Genomic DNA, 21,420 nt, shown 5'->3' with positions numbered 1-21,420 from the left:
GATGAAGGCAGCAACCGTACGTTATATACTCGATACGATCGGAGAAATGTTTCCGGACGCCCATTGTGAATTAAACCACAGTAATGCGTTTGAACTGACGATCGCCGTTTTGCTGTCCGCACAGTGTACAGATGAAACGGTGAATAAGGTTACCAAGGATCTGTTTCAAAAGTATAAATCTCCGGAGGATTATGTGGCAGTTCCTTTAGAGGAGCTGGAACAGGATATCCGCAGAATCGGATTGTACCGGAACAAGGCTAAGCACATCCGGAATCTCTGTATGCTTCTTATGGAACAATACGGAGGGGAAGTGCCACGGGAGCATGATGAGCTTGTGAAATTGCCTGGGGTTGGCCGCAAGACAGCCAATGTCGTCGTTTCCAACGCTTTTGATGTGCCGGCGATTGCCGTGGATACTCATGTGGAGAGGGTGTCCAAACGGCTGGCTCTGGCGAACTGGAAAGATTCCGTGCTGGAAGTGGAGAAAAAGCTGATGAAGCAGGTGCCACGCGAAGAGTGGACGATAACGCATCACCGCTTGATCTTTTTCGGACGATACCATTGCAAAGCCCAGAATCCGAAATGTCAGGTATGCCCGCTGCTGGATGTATGCCGCGAAGGAAAAAAGCGTATGAAGACGTCCCAAATCAGAAAAGATATGTAACAGGTAGGATAGGAACTACAAAGATGGAGAAGGATGGGATAATTATGAAATGCATCTCAGTTTATACTGACAATTTTGAAATATTTTCCGATATTATGGATCAAGTGATGGATACCGAGCTGGCTGAGAACGAAGAAAAAGAATTCGAAGGAATTACGGTCAGCAATTCCGGCGATGTTCCCGAGCATTACCTCAATCGGATGTCCACCAAACTAGAGGTTGTCGTGATGAAGGACAAGTCCCGCGGAACGACGATTCTGCAGCATGGCAAAGTGTTCGAGATTCTCGTACCTGAGCTGGAAAACTCAAACGTATAACACATAAATGGTTCATCAAGCATAAAACCGAAGTCTATTCGGTTTTATTTTTTTTGTTTTCAGCGGTTTCCGGCTTAAAATGTTTCTCATTCCCTCTTCTTGATGTTAAAATGTAACTATTTGAAGTAACAGCATATGTTATCGAAGCGAAAGATCCGCTTCATTCGAAGAATAGATCAGAGATTAAGGGGAGAGAAGGCAGCATGTCGAGTTCTGTAATTCAATCAGATACTGGCTCACTGCATCGTTTGCAGGAGAGCTTGCACGGCTGGGGAGATGACAAATCCTCGAAACTCATGGGAGATTTGCTGAAAAAGGCGACGGCGGGTGAGATGACGATTGCTTTTTGTGGTCACTTTTCTGCGGGCAAATCCAGCTTGATCAATTCTTTATGCGGCAAAAAGGTGCTTCCATCAAGTCCAGTGCCAACCAGCGCCAATGTGGTTTCCATTCGCAACGGGCAGCCGCATGCATTGATCTATCCGGCAGCAGCTTCGGAATCATCTGGACAAATCGTGAAACCACAGAAGGTTTCGCTTGATGAACTTTATACATACTGCACCAATGGAGGCGCTTACTCCTCGGTAGAGGTCTGGGATCATATTCCCCTTCTCGGCGGACGAGGTGTGCTGATGGATACGCCAGGGGTTGATTCTACGGATGACAGTCACCAGAAGGCGACGCATTCCGCGCTGCATTTGGCGGATACCGTGCTGTATGTCATGGATTACAATCATGTGCAGTCGGAGAACAATCTCGCCTTTGCCAAAAGTCTGTCTGATTGGGGCAAACCGCTCTACTTGGTTGTCAACCAGATCGATAAGCACCGGGAACGCGAGCTTTCTTTTGAGAGATACCGGACGGAAGTGGAGGCTGCGTTCAAGCGTTGGCAGGTCAACTACGAAAGTCTTCTGTTCACAACGTTGAAGGAACCGGAGCATCCCTATAACCAGTGGAAACAAATACAAGAACTAATCGCTCAGCTGATCGAAAAACGGGAGCCGATCCTGAACTACAGTCTGGATTGTTCCGCACGCCATATCGTGGAGCAGCATGTGAAGGAATACGCCGACTCGCTGGAGGATACGAAGCAGCAGTTTCTGGAGGAAATGGGCGGTGAAGAGCAAGCTTCGAAGCTGGAAATCGAGATTGCAGGCTACAGAAAAGAGCTTGAACGGTTAAAAGAGCTCCCCCAATCGGAACGGGAAAGTATTCGTAAGCAGGTGGATTCGCTGCTCGATAACGCTAATATTACGCCAGCAGAGCTAAGAGAAACGGCAAGGCTGTTCCTGGAGAGCCGGAAGAGCGGCTTCAAGGTAGGATTGTTGTTTACCGGCTCCAAGACGGAGCAGGAAAAGCATGAGCGTCTGCGCAAGTTCGTAAATGAGCTGCGGGAGCAGGTTGCTTCGCAGGTCGAGTGGCATCTCTTGGAGCTTCTGAAGCGCTGGGGCAAGAGCTTGTGGACAGAGGAGCGGCAGCAGCGCTTCCAAGCGTCCATGCCCGATCTAGGAGAGGGCATGCTGGAAAGCTCTGTGAAGCCGGATGCGGTGGTATCCGGCGAATATGTTTTGAATTACTGCCGCATGCTGTCGGCAGATATCAAGGGCCTTTACCGCCGCGCGGCGATGAACGCGGCGGAGGATATGCTGGCGGATGCGGACACATCCGCCAAGCAGGAGCAGCAGCGCGTCATCGCAGCCTTAAACGCGCTGCTGGAGCAGTCCGCCGCGATGTCCCGCTACATGCAGCTGGAGCGGGACATCGCGGAGCGCGCGGCAGCAGCGCAGCAGCTGCTGCCTGCGCGCGTCACGCTCACCCCCGGCTTCCTGCCGGCGGTGAGCGCTCCTGCCCCGGCGGCTGCGCAGCCGCCAGGGGGAGATGCGGGCGCGCGGACGGCCGCGCCCGCCGGAGCCCCGCGCAGCGGGGCGGTGCCGCTTGGCGGCGCGGCCTTCGGCCGCCGCCAGCGGCTGGACGCCGCAGCGGCGCGCCTGCAGGATGCGGCGGCGCTGCTCGGGCGCTATCCCGCGCTGGCTTCCGCCGCGCGGGGGCTGCGCAGCCGGGCCGAGGCCTTGGCCGGTGGCTCGTTTACACTGGCGCTGTTTGGTGCGTTCAGCGCCGGGAAGTCCTCGTTCGCCAACGCTTTGCTCGGCGAGCGCGTGCTACCTGTATCGCCGCATCCGACCACCGCGGCGATTAACCGCATACTGGCGCCGCAGGATGGCTTCGTTCATGGTACAGCCCAGGTGATGATGAAATCACAGGATACCTTCAAGGAGGACCTGGAGTATTCCTTCTCCGTTCTTCAGCTGGGAATACCGTCCAAAGACGGCTGGCTTCAGGCCATTCAGCAGCTTAAGCCGGAAGGGATTCATCCCGCAGGCCTGCCTCATTATGGTTTCCTGAAGGCGGCAGCGGCAGGCTGGGCAGAAGCGCAGCCGCTGCTTGGTACGGTTCAGACGGTAGATATGGACAGCTACAAAGCTTTTGTTGCTGACGAGACCCGGTCCTGCTTTGTTGACCGGATTGATCTGTATTACAGCTGCCCACTCACCGAGCAAGGGATCATCCTGGTGGATACGCCGGGGGCGGATTCCCTTCACGCTCGGCATACGGGAGTTACTTTTCAATATATGAAACATGCGGATGCCATCGTATTCGTGACGTATTACAACCATGCATTTTCCAAGGGCGACCGTCAGTTCCTTACCCAGCTCGGACGTGTTAAAGATAGCTTTGCGCTAGATAAAATGTTCTTTATCGTCAATGCTGCGGATCTCGCATCGTCGGAGGAAGAATTGGCTCAGGTTGTGAAGCATGTGGAGACCAATTTAAAAGCGCGGGGCATCCGACTTCCGCATATTTATCCGGTTTCCAGTATGAATGCTCTCGAAGGCAAACTGGAAGGCGATACGCAGCTGTATGCCGATTCCGCCTTTGAATCGTTTCAGAAGGCGCTTGGAGCTTTTGCAGGGGAAGAGCTCCCGAAACTGTCTCTGGCTGGTGCGGTTCAAGAGATTTCCGCTGTCCGTCAGCGTGTGACGGAATGGGGAAGACTAGCAAGGCAGGATGCCGGCTCCAGGGAAGAACGACGCCAGCATCTTATTGAGGTGAACCAATCGGCGTTAGCCCGGATTGATTCCTTTGCGAATCAGGAACTTTCGCGAGAAGTGGAGCAGGAGACCCGTGAGCTGCTCTTCCACGTGAAGCAGCGCATCGGCTTCAGCCTTGGCGAATTCTTTACCGAGGCCTTCCATCCGTCCGTTCTCCGGGAGGATGCGGGACAGCTGAAGCGGATCTTTGCAGACTGTGGAAGAGAGCTGGAGCGGACGATCGTGCACGAGCTTGAGCAGGAGCTGTGGGCAACGACACTCCGGCTGGAGAACAAGGGCAAGACGGTGCTTCATACAGCGGCTCAAGAGGCAGCGCATGACATCCGCGAATATGACGCGGTCATTATGCTAAATCCGCCGGAGGAACAGCAGTGGGCTTCACCGAAGTGGGATGATGCCGGTCTGACCAGCTTTGTGGATTGGTCATCGTTTTGGTCATTATTCAAGTCGCCGAAGCATTTCTTCGAGGATGGCGGCAGGGAGAAGCTGAGAAATGCGGTGGAGCCTTTGATCAAGGAAGCGCTGAGTACGGAAGCGTCCCGCAAGCAGGAGGTGCTCGCCTCGTTCTACGATCGAATTGTTGCGGAAGCTCAAGCGAGACAGCAAGAAGATCTGAAGGAACAGCTTGAAGAAGCCATGGCGGCTGCGATCGTATCGCTTGATTCAGGGGAACAACCTGAAGCTTGGGATCAGCTGTCTTCACAGCTTCAACAAATGGAACAATCACTGGCTTAACTTAAAAAAGGACCTCATCCCCACCTACAGTGGGATTTGAGGTCCTTTCGCTTCTTATTTGGGATATTCCTATTTCATACGAACGCTTTTGGAGCGAAAGAGACGGAATCGATTCTTTCGAAGCAGAGGCGGCCACTTTGCTCATTATCTAGAACTAATTTCAGTAGTGAGCCCTATTATTTGTCCATTTATCGCTTAGTTAAGCAACCCCATTATTATGTATAAACACCTATTATATTCCTGTGTTGGTTAACATAATTTAAAGCGTTTTCGGGAGGCCGTGCGTATCATGAGGAGCCTTGGAACATGAATTGGAAGGTGTTTGACAACTGAAAAGTTTTTTTTGTTGGGATAGGCAGAGATATCGAGGATTTTCTATGATTTGATAAGTAATTTATGATTTTCCAAACATAATGCCCAGTGATTGCCAAAGCCGCGAAAATATGCCCAGTTATCCTCTTTGCCGCCTGTGAAAGACGATGTTAAACTTCATAAATATTCAATATCGCTTCCATGTGAAGCGATTAAGTTGGAGATGACTCGAAGGAGGAGAACCATGAATGTTCTCAGGCAAATGCAGAGCTTTTTTTGGGAGAAGCGGAGTTATTTATATTTATCTATACTCTGCCTCGCCATAGCGACTGCCTTGGGGCTTGTTACCCCGAACCTGCTGCGGAAGCTGATCGATGAAGCGATCGTGCCGCGGCAATTTGAAAGTGTTCCCAAGCTGGCCATCGCGGTTATTGTCGTAGTGGCTGCGAAAGCGCTTATGCAGTTCTTAAGCGGTCTTCTAGGCGGAAGAATGGGGAACTATCTGGCATACCGTTTACGGAACGGCTGCTACGAGAAACTGCAAGTTTTGTCTTTCCGGTATTACGACACGGCCAGAACAGGCGATCTGATGTCCCGTCTGACCGGGGATCTTGAAGCAATTCGCCAGTTTATCGCTTTCGGTATCCCGCAAATCTTAAATACGATACTGATGGTGGTTTTTGGAGCCGTTGTGATGTTGTCCATCAGCTGGCAGCTTACGCTCCTCACAATGATCAGCGTTCCTTTTCTCACCATTGTCGCATTGAAGTTTGAGAATCGTATCCATCCTGCTTTTCAGGAAATGCGTCTGGCACTCAGCGCATTGACCACCTCCGTTCAGGAAAATATTACGGGAGTAAGAACAGTCAAATCCTTTGCGCGCGAGCCTTACGAGGTCGATAAATTCTCGCTGCGTAATGAGCGTTATAAGAGCAACCAAATTAATGCGTCGGGCTTGTGGAGCCGATACTTCCCACTAATGGAGCTGCTGGCGTGCACCTGTGTCGTCATTTTGCTTGGCGTCGGGGGGACCCTTGTCATCAACAAATCGTTGTCGCTGGGTGAGCTGGTCGCATTCTTCAGCTTAATCTGGTACATCATCGGTCCAATGTGGAGCATCGGTTACCTCATCAACAACTATACGCAATCGGAGGCCTCGGGGGAACGTGTCATGGAACTTCTGAATCAGCCGATTGACGTGCAGGATAAAGAGAACGCGATTGAACTTCGTTCTGAGGACGTTAAAGGGCATGTGACTTTCAATCATGTAACCTTTGCTTACGGAAACAAGCTGGCTGCGATCCAGGACATCAATTTGGAGGCGCCTCCAGGAACGGTGATCGGCTTGCTTGGGGGAACCGGATCAGGTAAATCGACGATCATTCAGCTGCTGATGCATGCTTACAATGTTAACGGGGGCAGCATTAAGCTGGATGGCGTGAATATTAATGATATTCAAGTGAAGAGCCTGCGGAGCCAGATCGCTTCCGTATTCCAAGAGACCTTCTTGTTCTCCTCCAGCATCCGTAACAATATCGCCTATGGTATGAAGGATGTTTCCATGGATGAGATTATCCGTGCCGCGAAGCTGGCCAAAGCCCATGACTTTATCATGGAAATGGCCGATGGTTATGACACCGTTGTCGGCGAACGGGGGATGGGCTTGTCAGGAGGACAGAAGCAGCGTATAGCCATTGCACGCGCCCTGCTGAAGAATCCGAAAATTCTTATTCTGGATGACGCGACAAGCGCGGTCGATATGGAAACCGAACACGAGATCCAATCAGGATTCCAGGAGGTTATGCGGGGCCGCACCACATTTATTATCGCCCACCGCATCTCTTCTTTACGGCATGCCGATGAGATTCTTGTTCTGAATGAAGGCAAGGTTGTACAGCGCGGGAAGCATGATCAGCTGATCAACGAGCCTGGTCCATATCAGGATGTGTACCATATACAATATGCAGACCACATTGCCCGGATGAATGGTAATGCAGGAGAGCAGGTGAGCTCATGAGCACGGTCACAAATACCGAAAAGCACCCGCACGGAAATGCAGGGAAACTGAAGGGCAAAACACCCGGGAAGACCGGTGAACGCTTTGTCTACCAGGATGATGAAATCATTGAAAAGCCGTTTAACTGGGCACAGCTGACCAGGCTATTTGCTTACATGAAGCCTTATACGAAACAGCTGCTGCCGCTCGTTATTCTGATGATGGTTCTAGGTACCTTAACGAAGCTGACCGTACCTTATCTCACCAGTATGGCGATCGATAAAGCGATTGCTCCAAAAGAAGGCCCTACAAGCATCACCTTGTTATACACAATTACGGCTGTTGTACTTGTTTTGTACATTATTCAGTGGCTGGCGAGTACATACCGGATCAAGTATACGAATATTATCGGACAGCGGGTCATCTATGACTTGCGGAGTGATTTGTTTAAGCATATCCAGAAGCTGTCCTTTAACTTCTTTGACAAAAGACCCGCAGGCTCCGTTCTGGTGCGCGTGACGAATGACGTCAACTCGCTGCAGGAATTGTTCACAAGCGGTGTCGTGAATCTGATGATTGACTGCGTGCAGCTGGTGGGCATCGTCGTCATTCTCTTGATGATCAACTGGAAGCTGGGACTCGCAGTGGTACTTACCGTGCCTGTTATGTTCGTGATTTCGACTAAACTGCGGGTGCGGATCCGCCGGGCTTGGCAGGATGTAAGGATGAAAAACTCACGGATCAACTCCCATTTGAATGAATCCATTCAGGGCATCCGTGTTACTCAAGCTTACACACAGGAGCAGGAAAACATCCAGTTCTTTGACACAATGAACATGGAGAGCAAAAAATCCTGGGACCGTGCTTCGATGCTGAATCAGGGCTTTGGCCCGTTGATTGAAATTACGGGTGGATTCGGAACGCTCATCCTGTTTTGGTTCGGTGCTTATCTGATTCAGCAAGGCGAGCTGACTGTGGGTCTCCTGGTTGCATTCTCGAGCTACGTAGGCAGCTTCTGGGAGCCGATCAACCGCTTGGGCCAAATGTATAATCAGCTGCTGGTGGCGATGGCTTCCTCGGAACGGATCTTCGAATTCATCGATGAGAAGCCGAGTATCGACGACAAGCCGGATGCGTTACCACTGCCTAAGATCAAAGGCGATATTAAGCTTAAGGACGTCGTATTTGAATATGAAAAAGGGCGTCAGGCGCTGAAGGGTATCAATCTGGATGCAGATGCAGGGCAAACTATCGCTCTCGTTGGGCATACCGGTTCAGGGAAGAGTACAATCATCAATCTGCTCAGCCGCTTTTATGATATCTCGAGCGGTAAAATCACGATCGACGGTTACGATATCCGGGATGTGCAGCTGGATACCTTGCGCAGCCAGATCGGGATCGTGCTGCAGGATACGTTCATCTTCTCCGGTACCATCCGCGATAATATCCGTTTCGGAAGGCTAGACGCGACGGATGAAGAAATTGAAGCCGTAGCGAGAGCCGTTAATGCGCATGAGTTTATCGAGAAGCTTCCTGGCGGCTATGATACCGAGGTTGAGGAACGCGGCAACATGCTTTCGATGGGTCAGCGCCAGCTTCTGTCCTTTGCCCGTGCGCTTCTGGCTGATCCGAGAATATTGATTCTGGATGAGGCAACGGCAAGCATCGATACGGAAACCGAGCTGAAAATCCAGCAGGCGCTGAAGGTCCTTTTGAAAGGCCGGACTTCCTTTATCGTGGCGCACCGTCTGTCAACGATCCGTCACGCGGACAAAATCATCGTACTGGATCACGGTGAAATCAAGGAACAAGGCAACCATGCGCAGTTGATGCAGCAGCGCGGTACCTATTTCGGTCTCATTGAAGCGCAGTTCAGATTTATTTGATTTCTTGAATTTTGGAAGATTCAACAACAAACTTCTGTCATTTCAATAATCTTTCCCTGGAATTCGACAGCCCTAAGGCCTAAAAATGAGGCAAGTTTGTGAATTTTACAGAAAAATGTCGGAGCACTCTTGCATTCTTTCTTTTAAACCCTGAAAATAGCTAGTGTGGTATACATTCGTGGTATACATTAGTAGGGGGGAATTGGGAAGTGGTGTGGGGTGCTCCTTTTTCTGCACATGCCAAGAAAATGCTGCTGCTAGGCAGCGGCGAATTGGGAAAAGAAGTGGTACTCGAAGCCCAGCGACTGGGAGTAGAGACCATTGCCGTGGACCGCTATACAAATGCGCCTGCCATGCAGGTCGCGCACAGGTCCCATGTGATTGATATGCTCGATGCCGATTCCCTGAAACAGATTATTCATCAGGAAAAACCGGATGTAATTGTACCGGAAATTGAGGCTATAGCTACACATGCGTTGCTTGAGCTTGAAGAAGAAGGGTTTCATGTCGTACCGACCGCGCGGGCCGCAAGGCTCACGATGGATCGTGAAGGTATACGGCGTCTGGCAGCCGAGAAGCTAGGTCTACCGACCGCAGGATACCGTTTTGCCGATAATCTTGAGGAGTTGAAAGAGGCGGTTTCGAATCTTGGAACCCCGTGCGTGGTCAAGCCGATCATGAGCTCTTCGGGTAAAGGTCAAAGCGTATGCCATACGGAGGATGAGGCTGAAGCCTGCTGGAACACGGCGATTGAAGGCGGACGTGCCAAAAGCACACGCGTCATCGTGGAATCCTTTGTTTCATTCGAAAGTGAAATCACGTTGCTTACGGTTCGATCTGTAAGCGGAACGATGTATTGTAAACCGATTGGTCATATTCAGAAGGATGGCGATTATGTCGAATCCTGGCAGCCTCATCTGATGAGTGCTGAACAGTTGAAGGAAGCAGAGTCCATTGCCAAAGCCATTACCGATGAACTCGGTGGATATGGCATATTCGGAGTCGAACTGTTTGTTACCCAAGAAGGAATCATATTCAGTGAAGTATCCCCACGTCCGCATGACACCGGGATGGTGACCATGATCACCCAGGATTTATCCGAATTTGCCCTGCATGTCAGAGCTATTCTCGGACTTCCGATCCCATCGGTTGAATTGCTGACACCGGGAGCTTCGGCAACTTTGAAAGCGAAACATGCAAGTACGAATTTTACTGTTGGTGGTATGGAGGATGCGCTCAGCCTGCCCCGTACCCAGGTTCGCGTATTCGGTAAACCTGAAACGAGGGATGGTCGGAGAATGGCTGTCGCCCTAAGCGCTGATACGGATCTTCAGAAAGCACGGAATACGGCTAAACAAGCCGCCAGTCTTTTAAAAGTGGAGGAATATGATCATGAACAGTAGTATTTTGGCTCCGGCCTTGCAAATTCGTAGCACCGATTGCAGCTGCGATCTCGAAGCAGTCACAGCATTGATGAGAGAATTGAATTATCCGACAACCATTAATGTTATGCGTGAACGTATCCAGGCTTCCGAGAACAATCCCAAGCTTTGTACGATGGTGGCTGAGCTGGATGGGAAAGTTATCGGCATGATTGCGCTTAATCAGGTGAAATCCTTTGCGAGAAGCGAAACGGCAACACAGGTGTCTGCTTTGATCGTGTCGCAGGAGCACCGTGGACAGGGCATCGGCAAACGGCTGATCCGCAGCGCCGAGGAATGGAGTAAAAACCAGGGAAGCCAAATCCTGTTCCTCACCAGCGGCAATCGCGTTGAACGTGCACCGGCTCATGCTTTTTATGAACATATCGGTTTTGAGAAAATTGGATATCAATTCGTGAGAAAACTGAAATAATACACTGTACATGATGATATGCTCGTTCCTTTTGCAGGGGGCGAGCTTTTTGTATTTGCGTCACGATCCGTGTGTCGATGTGTATTTACAATCTCTCGGTCCGTGATATAGAATACCTTTGTAAAAATGAGTAAGCGTTTACAATATTACAGCGTCTATGCTGTGGGTTTCTTACTGAAAACTGACTTTTAAGGATGGATGAGGACAATGTACAAGTTGTTGCTGGTGGAAGATGAGGAAGATGTAAGGGACGGTCTGGTAGAAGAGATCGATTGGGAAAGCTGCGGTTTTCAAGTGGTGGATACCGCCGAGAACGGCAGGGAAGCCGCAGAGCTCATCGACAAACATATTCCCGATGTCGTGGTGACGGATATCCAGATGCCTTTTATGGATGGGCTGCAGCTTGCCGGCTGGATCCGGGAACATTACCGGGCGACCAAGATTATTATTTTGACAGGATATGACGAATTTGAGTATGCGCAAAAAGCGATCAAGCTGCAAATCGATGAATATGTGCTCAAGCCGTTTTCGTCACAGGAGCTGGTTGAGGTTGTACTCAAGGTCAAGCTGCAAATGGATGCCGAAAGGTCTGAAAAAGAAAATATTCATGTCCTGATGGAGCATTACCGCAAAAGCATTCCTGTGCTCAGGGAGCTTTTTTTATCTCAGCTGGTATCGCGCAGTATGTCAACCGATGAAATACGGGAGAAGAGCAGCAGCTATGGCATGGAACTTGAAGGTCAGAGCTTTATGGCTTCAGTGCTCCGGCTTGATTATGTTCATAACCATTTGACGGAACCTGAAGAAGGCGTGCAGATGGTATCATCCAGCTCATTAAAATATTCGGAGGACCGCTACCTTCAGCTGTTCGCAGTTCTGAATATCGCGGAAGAAATTTGCCAGCGCCTTGAAGGCTTCAAGGTGTTTATCCACCTGGAGGATTGCGTATTGCTGTCTGCCCAGTTAGAGCAGGATTCGGGCCAGGCGGCACAGTTGACGTTAGCCGTACTAGAGGAAATCCGCATAAATGTATACAAATATTTGAAGCTTACCATCACCGTGGGAGCAGGAACGGTATGCACTCAGCCCGGAGAAATTCACCAGTCCTATCAAAAAGCGATGCAAGCGCTCGACTACCGGCTTATTCTTGGCAATGACCGCGTGATCTGGATTGGAGATGTCGAATCTGGACAATACGAGTCGCTAAGCTTTGACGAATTGAAGGAGCAGACGCTGATTCGCTGTATTAAGGTTGGCACACCGGAAGAGATGGATGCAGTCCTTAGCCAGTTGTTCAGCGGTATGCAGCTCGCGCAGTTATCTGTGCAGGATTGTCAAGTATATCTCATGGAAATCCTCACCTGCGTCATGAAAGTTGCCAAGGAATTCAGCGTGGAACTGGAGGAATTGTTCGGCGCAGGAACCTATCCTTTCGCGGAAATTTACAAATACAACAATCTGCAGGAGGTTAAGCAGTGGATGAGCGGGATTTGCCTGAAACTGATGAACTCCATTGCGCAAGGTAGACAGTCGGGATATAACCAGCTGGTGGAAAATGCGAAAGAATACATTCGGCTTCATTATCAGGACTGCGAGATCTCCATAAATAAGGTGTGCAAGCATTTACATATCAGCACGGGCTACTTCAGCAGTATTTTTAAAAAAGAAGTCAAAATGACCTTTGTGAATTATCTGATGCAGATCCGGATGGAGGCCGCGAAGGAATTGCTCAGATCATCTGATTTGAAAACGTTTGAGATCGCTGAAAGGATTGGATTTTCGGATCCGAATTACTTCAGCTTCTGTTTCCGTAAAAAATTCGGCATCTCACCTAAAGAATACAGAAACGGCGCGGGAGGTGCGTAACTGATTGAAGATACATCGTAAACGAAAAATCATTCAGCTACCGCGGATTCGTATGTCCTTTAAGCTTCGGAGCATTCAGACCATCATTACCTTTTCATTCACACTGATGACCATTCTTGTTGTCGTTGCGGTCAGCTTCATGCTGTATAACAAGTTCACCAAAACAGCGGAGGAAAACGCCTACCTGAACATTCAGCAGATTATTGAGCAGGTCAACTATCATTTGGAGCTGTATGTAAAAGGAATGCAGGATATCTATGAAGTGGTGGAGGAGCAGATCAACAATACGCCGGACATTTCAAGCCCAGTACTTCGAGAGCAGCTGACGACTTTGCTTCATACCCGTGAGGATCTGGTGTCTGTGGGGCTCTTTACACCGAAGGGAAAGCTTGTACTTGATATTCCGAATTTGGAAATGCGTCGCAACACCCTGCTGAAAGAGCAGAGCTGGTTTGAATCGGCACTTGATCAGCCTCAGAAGCTCTCTTTTTCGGCTCCGCATATCCAGAATTTGTACAAAGGCCAATATAAATGGGTGGTTTCGCTCAGCCGGGTTATTAAATACAAAGATCAAGGAGTCACTAAAGAAGGCATTTTGCTGGTGGACGTCAATTTCCGGACGATCGATGAGCTAAGCCGCAAGGTCAGCCTGGGCAAAAGAGGATATGCCTACATCATCGATGACCTGGGCAATATCGTGTATCATCCCCAGCAGCAGCTCATTTATGCCGGTCTGAAGTATGAAAACCTCGAACCCGTTTTTGAATATGCCTATGGCAGTTACACGGACAAATCCACAGGCGAAACCAGATATATCACGATTCGGACGGTTGAACCGATCAACTGGAAAATCGTCGGGGTTGCCTATCCGGATGAAATCATTACAACCCAAAAAGACTTGAATCAGTTTGTTTTCTGGTTTTTGCTGGTCGTTTGCGCTGCGGTTGTGGTGCTTGCGGTGTTCGTCTCTATGAAAATATCGCAGCCGCTACGCAGACTGGAAAAATCGGTGCAAAGCGTGGGGCAGGGTGATTTCAGTACGCCGATTCAAGTCAGCGGGGCGTATGAGGTGGTACAGCTATCCAAACGGTTCAACTTTATGCTTCATCGCATTCGCCAACTGATGGAACAGATCATTCATGAGCAGGAGGCGAAGCGGAAAAGCGAGCTTGACGTGCTGCAGTCCCAGATCAATCCGCATTTTCTCTACAATACTTTGAATTCGGTCATACGACTCGCGGAGAAAGGAAAGAAAGAGGAAATTGTCGCGACCATCACATCTCTTTCGAAGTTTTTCCGGATCAGTCTAAGCAAAGGCAAAAACATTATTACGCTGGAGGAAGAGCTGGAGCATGTTCGGCATTATTTGATCATTCAAAAAATACGTTTCAAAAATAAATTCAGCTATGTTATCGAATGCGAAGAGGATGCGCTTGCTTGTATGACATTGAAGCTGATTCTTCAGCCGATAGTGGAAAACGCGATTTATCATGGCATCGAGAAAATGTCCGATGAAGGCTTTATTCGCATTTATGCTTTCGTTCAGGAGGAGCGTCTGGTGATCAAGATTTCTGACGACGGGCTTGGAATGACCCGGCAGGTCATGGATCAGCTGCTCGTTGGGGGCATCCGAAGCGGCGGCTCAGGTGTCGGTGTCAAAAACGTCAATGAGCGGATCCGTTTGTACTACGGTAAAAATTATGGGCTGAGCTTCGAAAGCGAGCTTGAGGAAGGCACGACGGTGACGATTACACTGCCTGTGGAGAAAAACGAAGCGGAGCGGCAGGAAAGGGGGATCTCATGACAAGTCAGATTGCGAAACGGATAATGGGCATTTTAATGCTGGCGCTGACGATCCTGCTGACATCCTGCAGTGGAGTGACTCCGAGCCTGCATGTACTGGAAAAGCCGAAAAACGTGGACATGATCGTCAAAATGAACCACGGCGATTTTTGGAATACGGTTAAAATGGGTGCGGAAGTGGCTGCCAAAGAGTATAACGTCAATCTCACCTTCAAGGCCCCGCCTAATGAAAATGATATCGATGAGCAAATCCGTCTTGTGGATGAGTCAATCCATAACAATGCGGATGCCATTATTTTATCGGCAAGCGATTATATGAAGCTGGCTCAGGTGACGGACCGTGCCGCATATTACAAAATTCCTGTCATTTCTATGGATTCGGAGGTGGCATCCGCCCGGATCAAGACGTTTGTAGGGACCAATAATTACGAAGCAGGCCAAAAGGCTGCGGAGCGGTTGATCAAGCTAACGGGTACAGAAAGCAGGATCGGCGTAATGAATTTTGTGAAGGGAGCAAAAAACGCCGATGAGCGCGAAGAGGGGTTCATGGACTATGTGGCACGGTATCCCGGAGTCGAGGTGGTTGACATTGAATACTGCGAATCCGACGAGCAGCTCGCCAGAAAGCTCACACGTAAAATGATGACGGAGCATCCCGATCTAAACGGCATCGTCGCATTAAATGAGGTTGCATCCATTGGAACGGCTGAAGAAATTCAGGAGCTGGGTTACGGGGAAAAAGTCAAGATTATCACATTTGACAGCCCGGCCAAGGTGATGGAGCTGCTGCAGGAGGGAATCGTGCAGGGGACGGTGATCCAGAACCCTTTTAATAATGGATATTTAGCCGTACAGCTGGCGGTTCAAGTCATGGAGGGCATCGAGGTTCCCGATCGGGTGGATACCTACTCGAAGCTGATCGATCTGGATAACATGCTGTGGCCCGAGAACCAGAAGCTGCTGTTTCCATTTGTGAAGTAAGGCATGAGAATTTTCATAAAACACATGAGAATTTTATATTCGAATCCAGCGATCGATCCAGCATAATGAAAACGTATCCCAAGAGGATGCGATAAACCAGAAGATAATCAGGAGGTCATGATTACGATGAAAAAAATAACTTCCGTATTGCTGGCAGGTGCTCTACTAGGAACTGTCATGGCAGGCTGTTCCAGTGGCAGCGACAAAAGCGCAAGCGACAGCGGCTCGAAAAGCACGGACGGCGGCAAAGAACCATCCATCGGCGTAGCGATTTATAAGTTTGACGACACCTTTATGACAGGCGTGCGCAACTCGATAAAAGCCAACGCTGAGGGCAAAGCGAAAGTAGACATCGTAGACAGCCAAAACTCCCAGCCGACTCAAAACGATAAGATCGATCTATTTATTTCGAAGAAAACCAACGCTCTTGTCATTAATCCGGTGGACCGTACGGCTGCAGGCGTGATTATCGACAAGGCACAATCCGCCAATATTCCGGTTGTATTTCTGAACCGCGAGCCTCTTCCTGAAGATATGAAGAAATGGGATAAAGTGTACTATGTTGGCGCCAAAGCGGAAGAATCCGGAACCATGTCCGGCGAACTGATAGCCGATTATTGGAAAGCTCATCCGGAAGCAGACAAGAACAAGGACGGCGTGTTGCAGTACGTAATGCTGAAGGGCGAGCCTGGACACCAGGATGCCGAGCTGCGCACGAAGTACTCGATTGAAGCGATTGAGAAAGCTGGCATAAAAGTAGAAAAATTAGAAGAAGACACGGCCATGTGGGACCGCGTAAAAGGCCAAGAGAAAATGGCTGCTTTCCTTGGCTCGCGTGGCGACAAAATCGAAGCCGTGCTGGCAAACAATGATGACATGGCTCTCGGCGCGATCGAAGCTTTGAAAGCTGCCGGTTACTTCAAGGACGGTAAAATGATGCCTGTCGTAGGCGTAGATGCAACAGCTCCGGCGATTGAAGCTCTGCAGGAAGGAACATTGCTCGGAACGGTTCTGAACGATGCGAACAACCAAGGAAAAGCATCTGTATCGCTTGCAACGGTGCTGGCTAAAGGCGACACGCCTTCCAAAGACAATATCGGGTTCGATATCACAGATAACCAATATGTGTGGATTCCATACAAAAAAATCACTAAAGACAATATCAATGACGCCAAATAAAAACAATATTTAGGTCAAACTTCAACATAAAAACCATCCTGCCGAGTGAGGCGGCGCCAGCCGTCTCACTACTTGGTGGGGATGAGGAGCAGGGAGCGGAAATCTATGGCTCAAGGTGAGTATTTGTTGGAAATGAACGTGATTTCCAAAGAATTTCCCGGTGTCAAAGCGTTGGATGAAGTGACGTTAAAGGTTAGACCTGGCACGGTTCATGCCCTGATGGGGGAAAACGGGGCCGGCAAATCAACGCTTATGAAGTGCTTGTACGGCATTTATTCTCCGGATGCGGGTGAGATCATTCTGGATGGACAGAAGGCACAGATCGAAAACTCCAAGGATGCGCTGAATTACGGAATATCCATGATTCATCAGGAGCTGCATCCCGTACCGTTCCGTAATGTGATGGAAAATATTTGGCTGGGACGATTTCCTACCAGAGGTGTGGGCCCGATCCAGTTCATTGATCATAAGAAAATGTACAAGGATACGGCAGCGCTTTTTAAGCAGCTTGATATTGATCTGGAGCCGGACACCATTGTAGGCAAGCTGTCGGTTTCCAAGATTCAGTCGATTGAGATCGCCAAAGCGGTATCCTTTCAATCCAAAGTTATTATCATGGACGAACCCACCTCTTCGCTGACCAGTGTCGAAGTGGAGCATTTATTCCGAATCATCCGGGATCTCAAGAAACGCGGCGTTGCCATTATTTATATTTCGCACAAAATGGAAGAGATTTTGCAAATCTGCGATGAGGTCACGATTATGCGTGACGGGCAGAAAATAGGCACTTGGCCTGCGGCCGAGCTGACTACAGACCTAATTATTTCCAAAATGGTCGGCCGTGATTTGACGCAGCGTTTTCCGGATCGCGAAAATGTTCCTGGAGAAGTTCTGCTTGAGGTCAAAGGAATTACCTCCCCGCTCCCCAAGTCCTTTAAGGATATTTCCTTTGAGCTCCGTAAAGGTGAGATTCTGGGGATTGGCGGTCTCGTCGGCGCGCAGCGTACCGAGCTTATAGAAGCACTGTTTGGCTTACGGGGAATATCATCTGGCCATATCAAGATACACGGCAAAGAGGTCAAGATCAAAGCACCGGAGGATGCGATCAAGCAGGGCATGGCGCTTTTGACTGAGGAACGCCGCGTGACTGGGATATTTCCAGTGCTGCCTGTTCATGAAAATGCATCGATCGCGAACCTGAGCCGTTACCGTAAATTGCTCTTTTTCCTGGATGGACGCAAGAAGAGAAAAGAAGCAGACATCATGGTCGAGAAGCTGAGAACTAAAACACCTTCGTCTAACACGCTGATCATGAACCTATCCGGGGGAAACCAGCAAAAGGTGCTTTTAGCCCGCTGGCTGCTAACCGAGCCGGAAATTCTGTTGCTTGACGAACCGACGCGCGGAATCGATGTCGGAGCGAAGTTCGAAATTTATTCCATTATCAAAGACCTTGCGAAGCAGGGCAAAAGCATTATTATGATCTCTTCCGAGATGCCTGAGCTGATCGGGATGTCAGACCGGATTATGGTCATGTCCGAAGGACGCCTGACGGGAATTCTGGATGGCGATGCCGCCTCGGAAAAAGAAATTATGCGGCTGGCCGCACAGCATTAAGACATCGAAGGAGGAGAACCCATGCTGAATACGAAGAAAATGGGCGGCATCAAAAAAATACAGGGCTTTACATCCCAGTATGCGATTTTTATCGTACTCGTGCTGCTCGTGATCGGAATTACCATTTATAACCCGGCATTTTTATCGATAGACTCACTACGCAATATTTTGATTCAATCTTCCACAAGAGCCATTATTGCTTTAGGGGTTGCATTTACCCTGATTACCGCTGGAACGGACTTGTCAGCAGGGCGTATTGTTGGACTTACAGCCGTCGTATCTGCATCTATGCTGCAAACGGCGAGTTATGCCAACCGATTCTTTCCAGATCTACCGCAGGTTAAGTTATTCTTACCGATCGTACTAGCCATTTTGGTCGGATTGATCTGCGGTCTGATTAACGGACTCGTTGTCGCAAAGCTGAAAGTTCCTCCGTTTATTGCTACACTTGGCACCATGATCGTGGTATATGGCATTAACTCCATGTACTTTGATATGGATCCTAACAACTCTCAACCGATCGGCGGTCTCCGTAATGATTTTAAGAACATAGGCTCAGGGTCCATTGGTAACGGACAATATTCTATTCCCTACATTGTGCTGATCGCCATCTTTATTGCCTTCGTTGTTTGGATTATTTTCAATAAAACCAAGCTTGGCAAAAACATGTATGCCATCGGCGGCAACATGCAGGCTGCCAAGGTATCCGGCATCAACGTAGCCAGAAATCTGATTTATATTTACATGATTGCTGGTGCTCTGTATGGTCTGGCGGGTGTGCTAGAAGCCTCCAGAACAGGCGGCGCGACGAATAACTATGGAAATATGTATGAGCTCGATGCGATTGCGGCTTGTGTTGTCGGCGGTGTGTCCACGACAGGCGGTATCGGAACGGTACCAGGCGTCATGGTCGGGGTGCTAATCTTTACGATCATTAACTATGGACTTACTTTTATCGGCCTCAGCCCATATTGGCAGCTGATCGTTAAGGGCTTGATTATCGTGGCTGCCGTTGCTTTTGATATGCGTAAGTATGCAGCGAAGAAATAACTTCATTTGAACTTGAATCTGGATTGCCGCAGCCTGCTGGTTGCGGTTTATTCGTGTTTGATGAATATGGAAATATATTTCCATTATTTGAGGACTCCACAATAAAAACAATTATGTTACACTGTTTAGGTAAGTCATTACAACTTTGTAACCGGAACAGATCACCATTCTGGTTGTATACCTCAAGAAGAAGGAGATGTATCCATGAAGAAGAAACACATGATGAAGACTATGGTCAGCACCGCATGTGCTGCAGTACTTGCAGTAGGTCTGATGGGAGCAGGTCCGGCTTCGGCGGCATCTGCCCAGCAAAATACTGTTCCAACTACAAGCAACCCGCAAAACTTGCAAGATTTCCAATCCTTGCAGGATCTGCAAGCCTATCTGCAACAATGGCTGCAAAATAATGGCGGTAACAATGGCGGTAATAATAGCTGCGATTATCCAATCCATTCCCCAGGTTCTGGTGATATAAGCAAGCCTAAACCATCTCACCCAATTTCGGGTCCAGGAAACAAGCCATCGATTCCGTCTAAACCGTCGAATCCTGCTAAGCCATCCACTCCGTCTAAACCGTCGAATCCAGATCAAAAGCCTTCGAAGCCTTCCGACGATAAGTCGAGCTATGCTTCTGAGGTCATTAAGCTGGTAAACCAAGAACGTGCTAAAGCGGGTCTGAAGCCGTTGACTGAAAACACTAAACTGTCTGGCATGGCGATGGACAAGGCTAAAGACATGTACACCAACAACTATTTTGACCATAACTCTCCAACTTACGGTTCTCCGTTTGACATGATGAAGAAATACGGAATTTCTTACAGTTACGCAGGAGAAAATATCGCTAAGGGCCAAAAAACTCCGACTGAAGTTATGAACGCATGGATGAATAGTCAAGGTCACCGTGCAAACATTTTGAACAGCAACTACACGCAAATCGGTGTAGCTTACTACAACGGAATTTGGGTACAAGAGTTCATTGCGAACTAATATAACTTATAACGAAGTCCGTTTCCTTAGGGAAGCGGGCTTTTTTTACTGTTCAACACATATGATCATCCTTATATTAAGGGCTTATACTTGGCATGCTTAAGAGAGATCCTGCCCTGATTTGCAAATTTTGCATAGAAGTTTTATGTTTATGTACATATGTATTTGACGGTTAAAAAACATGAAAGCCATCAAAGATGAACTTGGAGGGATCGGTTTTGAATTCATCGAAATGGATATGGCGTATCGTGAGCATCGTGTCGATTTTGGCCACGCTCCTTCTGCTTATCGGCTTTGTCTATGCGATTAAGGATATCCAGTATCCACAGGCTGGGCAAACCCCTTCGGCGGCGCAGCCGCAAGAGAATCATGAAGCTAAAGGTCCTGAAGCCAAGAAGGAAATAAAGATTGCCGCGATTGGTGATTCCCTGGCCAAAGGGACAGGAGACAACACCGGCATGGGATTTGCTAGGCGTACCGTCAATGAGCTGGCGAAGGATACGGGCAAAAAAGTTATCCTCCTGAACAATCTCGGCATTAACGGTCTTACAACGACCGGACTGCTACCAAAGCTCGAGGAGCGGGGGACACAATATGTACTCGGACAAGCAGATATCATCCTTTTGTCCATCGGGGGCAATGACCTATTTCAGGGTGCCGAGTCCGCTGTCAAAGGCATCGCTGGAACATCGTCTACAGCTACCGGACTAGAACTTGATCCGAAAGACCTGTTAAAAGGGCTGCCTAAGGCTTCAACTCAGCTTAAGGCCATTTTGGAACGCATTCGTGCCATTAACCCTAACGCATGGATTGTCTATATCGGATTGTATAACCCGTTTGGCGATATCAAGGACTTGCAGATACCGGGCAATCAGGCGGTATCCAGCTGGAATCAAGCAGCGCTAGAGACCATCAACAAAAACAGCAACATGATGCTGGTGCCGACATTTGATCTTTTCCAGCACAATCTGGATAAATATTTGTCTTCAGATCATTTTCATCCGAACGGCGACGGTTACCAGCAAATTGCCGAGCGTATTGTTCAAGCGATACGTTAGAAGCG

At 48.9% G+C, this 21,420-nt stretch carries 15 protein-coding genes; all 15 read left to right on the top strand.

The genetic code is table 11. From position 1 onward, the window contains the following. Position 1 precedes the first annotated feature (1 nt). On the top strand, positions 2–664 hold the full coding sequence (gene nth, locus MUG84_RS21555; RefSeq protein ID WP_244728812.1) for an endonuclease III: 663 nt from the start codon (positions 2–4) through the stop codon (positions 662–664). A gap of 44 nt (positions 665–708) precedes the next feature. Further along, positions 709–981 (top strand): NAD/NADP transhydrogenase alpha subunit, encoded by a 273-nt coding sequence (locus tag MUG84_RS21550; RefSeq protein WP_244728810.1) that lies wholly within the window; start codon positions 709–711, stop codon positions 979–981. A 203-nt stretch (positions 982–1,184) separates the two neighbouring features. Continuing rightward, positions 1,185–4,826: a dynamin family protein gene (locus tag MUG84_RS21545; protein WP_244728808.1), complete on the top strand. Its 3,642-nt coding sequence runs from the start codon at positions 1,185–1,187 to the stop codon at positions 4,824–4,826. 556 nt (positions 4,827–5,382) lie between these two features. Further along, positions 5,383–7,155: an ABC transporter ATP-binding protein gene (locus MUG84_RS21540; protein ID WP_244728805.1), complete on the top strand. Its 1,773-nt coding sequence runs from the start codon at positions 5,383–5,385 to the stop codon at positions 7,153–7,155. Continuing rightward, a complete protein-coding gene (locus MUG84_RS21535; protein WP_244728803.1) occupies positions 7,152–9,020 on the top strand; it encodes an ABC transporter ATP-binding protein in 1,869 nt (622 codons plus the stop codon). The genes MUG84_RS21540 and MUG84_RS21535 overlap by 4 nt, the downstream gene beginning before the upstream one ends. Positions 9,021–9,232: 212 nt before the next feature. Then, positions 9,233–10,423, top strand: coding sequence for a formate-dependent phosphoribosylglycinamide formyltransferase (gene purT, locus MUG84_RS21530; protein WP_244728872.1), 1,191 nt, complete (start codon positions 9,233–9,235; stop codon positions 10,421–10,423). Further along, on the top strand, positions 10,413–10,874 hold the full coding sequence (locus MUG84_RS21525) for a GNAT family N-acetyltransferase (RefSeq protein ID WP_244728801.1): 462 nt from the start codon (positions 10,413–10,415) through the stop codon (positions 10,872–10,874). The genes purT and MUG84_RS21525 overlap by 11 nt, the downstream gene beginning before the upstream one ends. Positions 10,875–11,081: 207 nt before the next feature. Then, on the top strand, positions 11,082–12,740 hold the full coding sequence (locus tag MUG84_RS21520; protein ID WP_244728799.1) for a response regulator: 1,659 nt from the start codon (positions 11,082–11,084) through the stop codon (positions 12,738–12,740). 4 nt (positions 12,741–12,744) lie between these two features. Next, positions 12,745–14,544 (top strand): histidine kinase, encoded by a 1,800-nt coding sequence (locus MUG84_RS21515; RefSeq protein WP_425313258.1) that lies wholly within the window; start codon positions 12,745–12,747, stop codon positions 14,542–14,544. Beyond that, positions 14,541–15,524: a substrate-binding domain-containing protein gene (locus MUG84_RS21510; RefSeq protein ID WP_244728797.1), complete on the top strand. Its 984-nt coding sequence runs from the start codon at positions 14,541–14,543 to the stop codon at positions 15,522–15,524. The genes MUG84_RS21515 and MUG84_RS21510 overlap by 4 nt, the downstream gene beginning before the upstream one ends. A 126-nt stretch (positions 15,525–15,650) precedes the next feature. Then, the gene (locus tag MUG84_RS21505; protein WP_244728795.1) at positions 15,651–16,703 is read left to right on the top strand and encodes a galactose ABC transporter substrate-binding protein; all 1,053 of its coding nucleotides are present in this window, start codon (positions 15,651–15,653) and stop codon (positions 16,701–16,703) included. A 105-nt stretch (positions 16,704–16,808) separates the two neighbouring features. Further along, positions 16,809–18,320: a sugar ABC transporter ATP-binding protein gene (locus tag MUG84_RS21500; RefSeq protein ID WP_244728793.1), complete on the top strand. Its 1,512-nt coding sequence runs from the start codon at positions 16,809–16,811 to the stop codon at positions 18,318–18,320. A 21-nt stretch (positions 18,321–18,341) separates the two neighbouring features. Next, positions 18,342–19,370, top strand: a complete 1,029-nt coding sequence (mglC, locus tag MUG84_RS21495; protein ID WP_244728791.1) for a galactose/methyl galactoside ABC transporter permease MglC — start codon at positions 18,342–18,344, stop codon at positions 19,368–19,370. 204 nt (positions 19,371–19,574) lie between these two features. Further along, on the top strand, positions 19,575–20,357 hold the full coding sequence (locus MUG84_RS21490) for a CAP domain-containing protein (protein ID WP_244728788.1): 783 nt from the start codon (positions 19,575–19,577) through the stop codon (positions 20,355–20,357). Positions 20,358–20,575: 218 nt separating this feature from the next. Next, positions 20,576–21,415, top strand: coding sequence for a GDSL-type esterase/lipase family protein (locus MUG84_RS21485; RefSeq protein WP_244728785.1), 840 nt, complete (start codon positions 20,576–20,578; stop codon positions 21,413–21,415). Positions 21,416–21,420: the final 5 nt, after the last annotated feature.

The organism is Paenibacillus mangrovi (assembly GCF_022898935.1).
GTDB lineage: Bacteria > Bacillota > Bacilli > Paenibacillales > Paenibacillaceae > Paenibacillus_AQ > Paenibacillus_AQ mangrovi.
The sequence above is the reverse complement of the archived record's forward strand: the minus strand, read 5'-3'. Positions and strand labels throughout refer to the sequence as shown.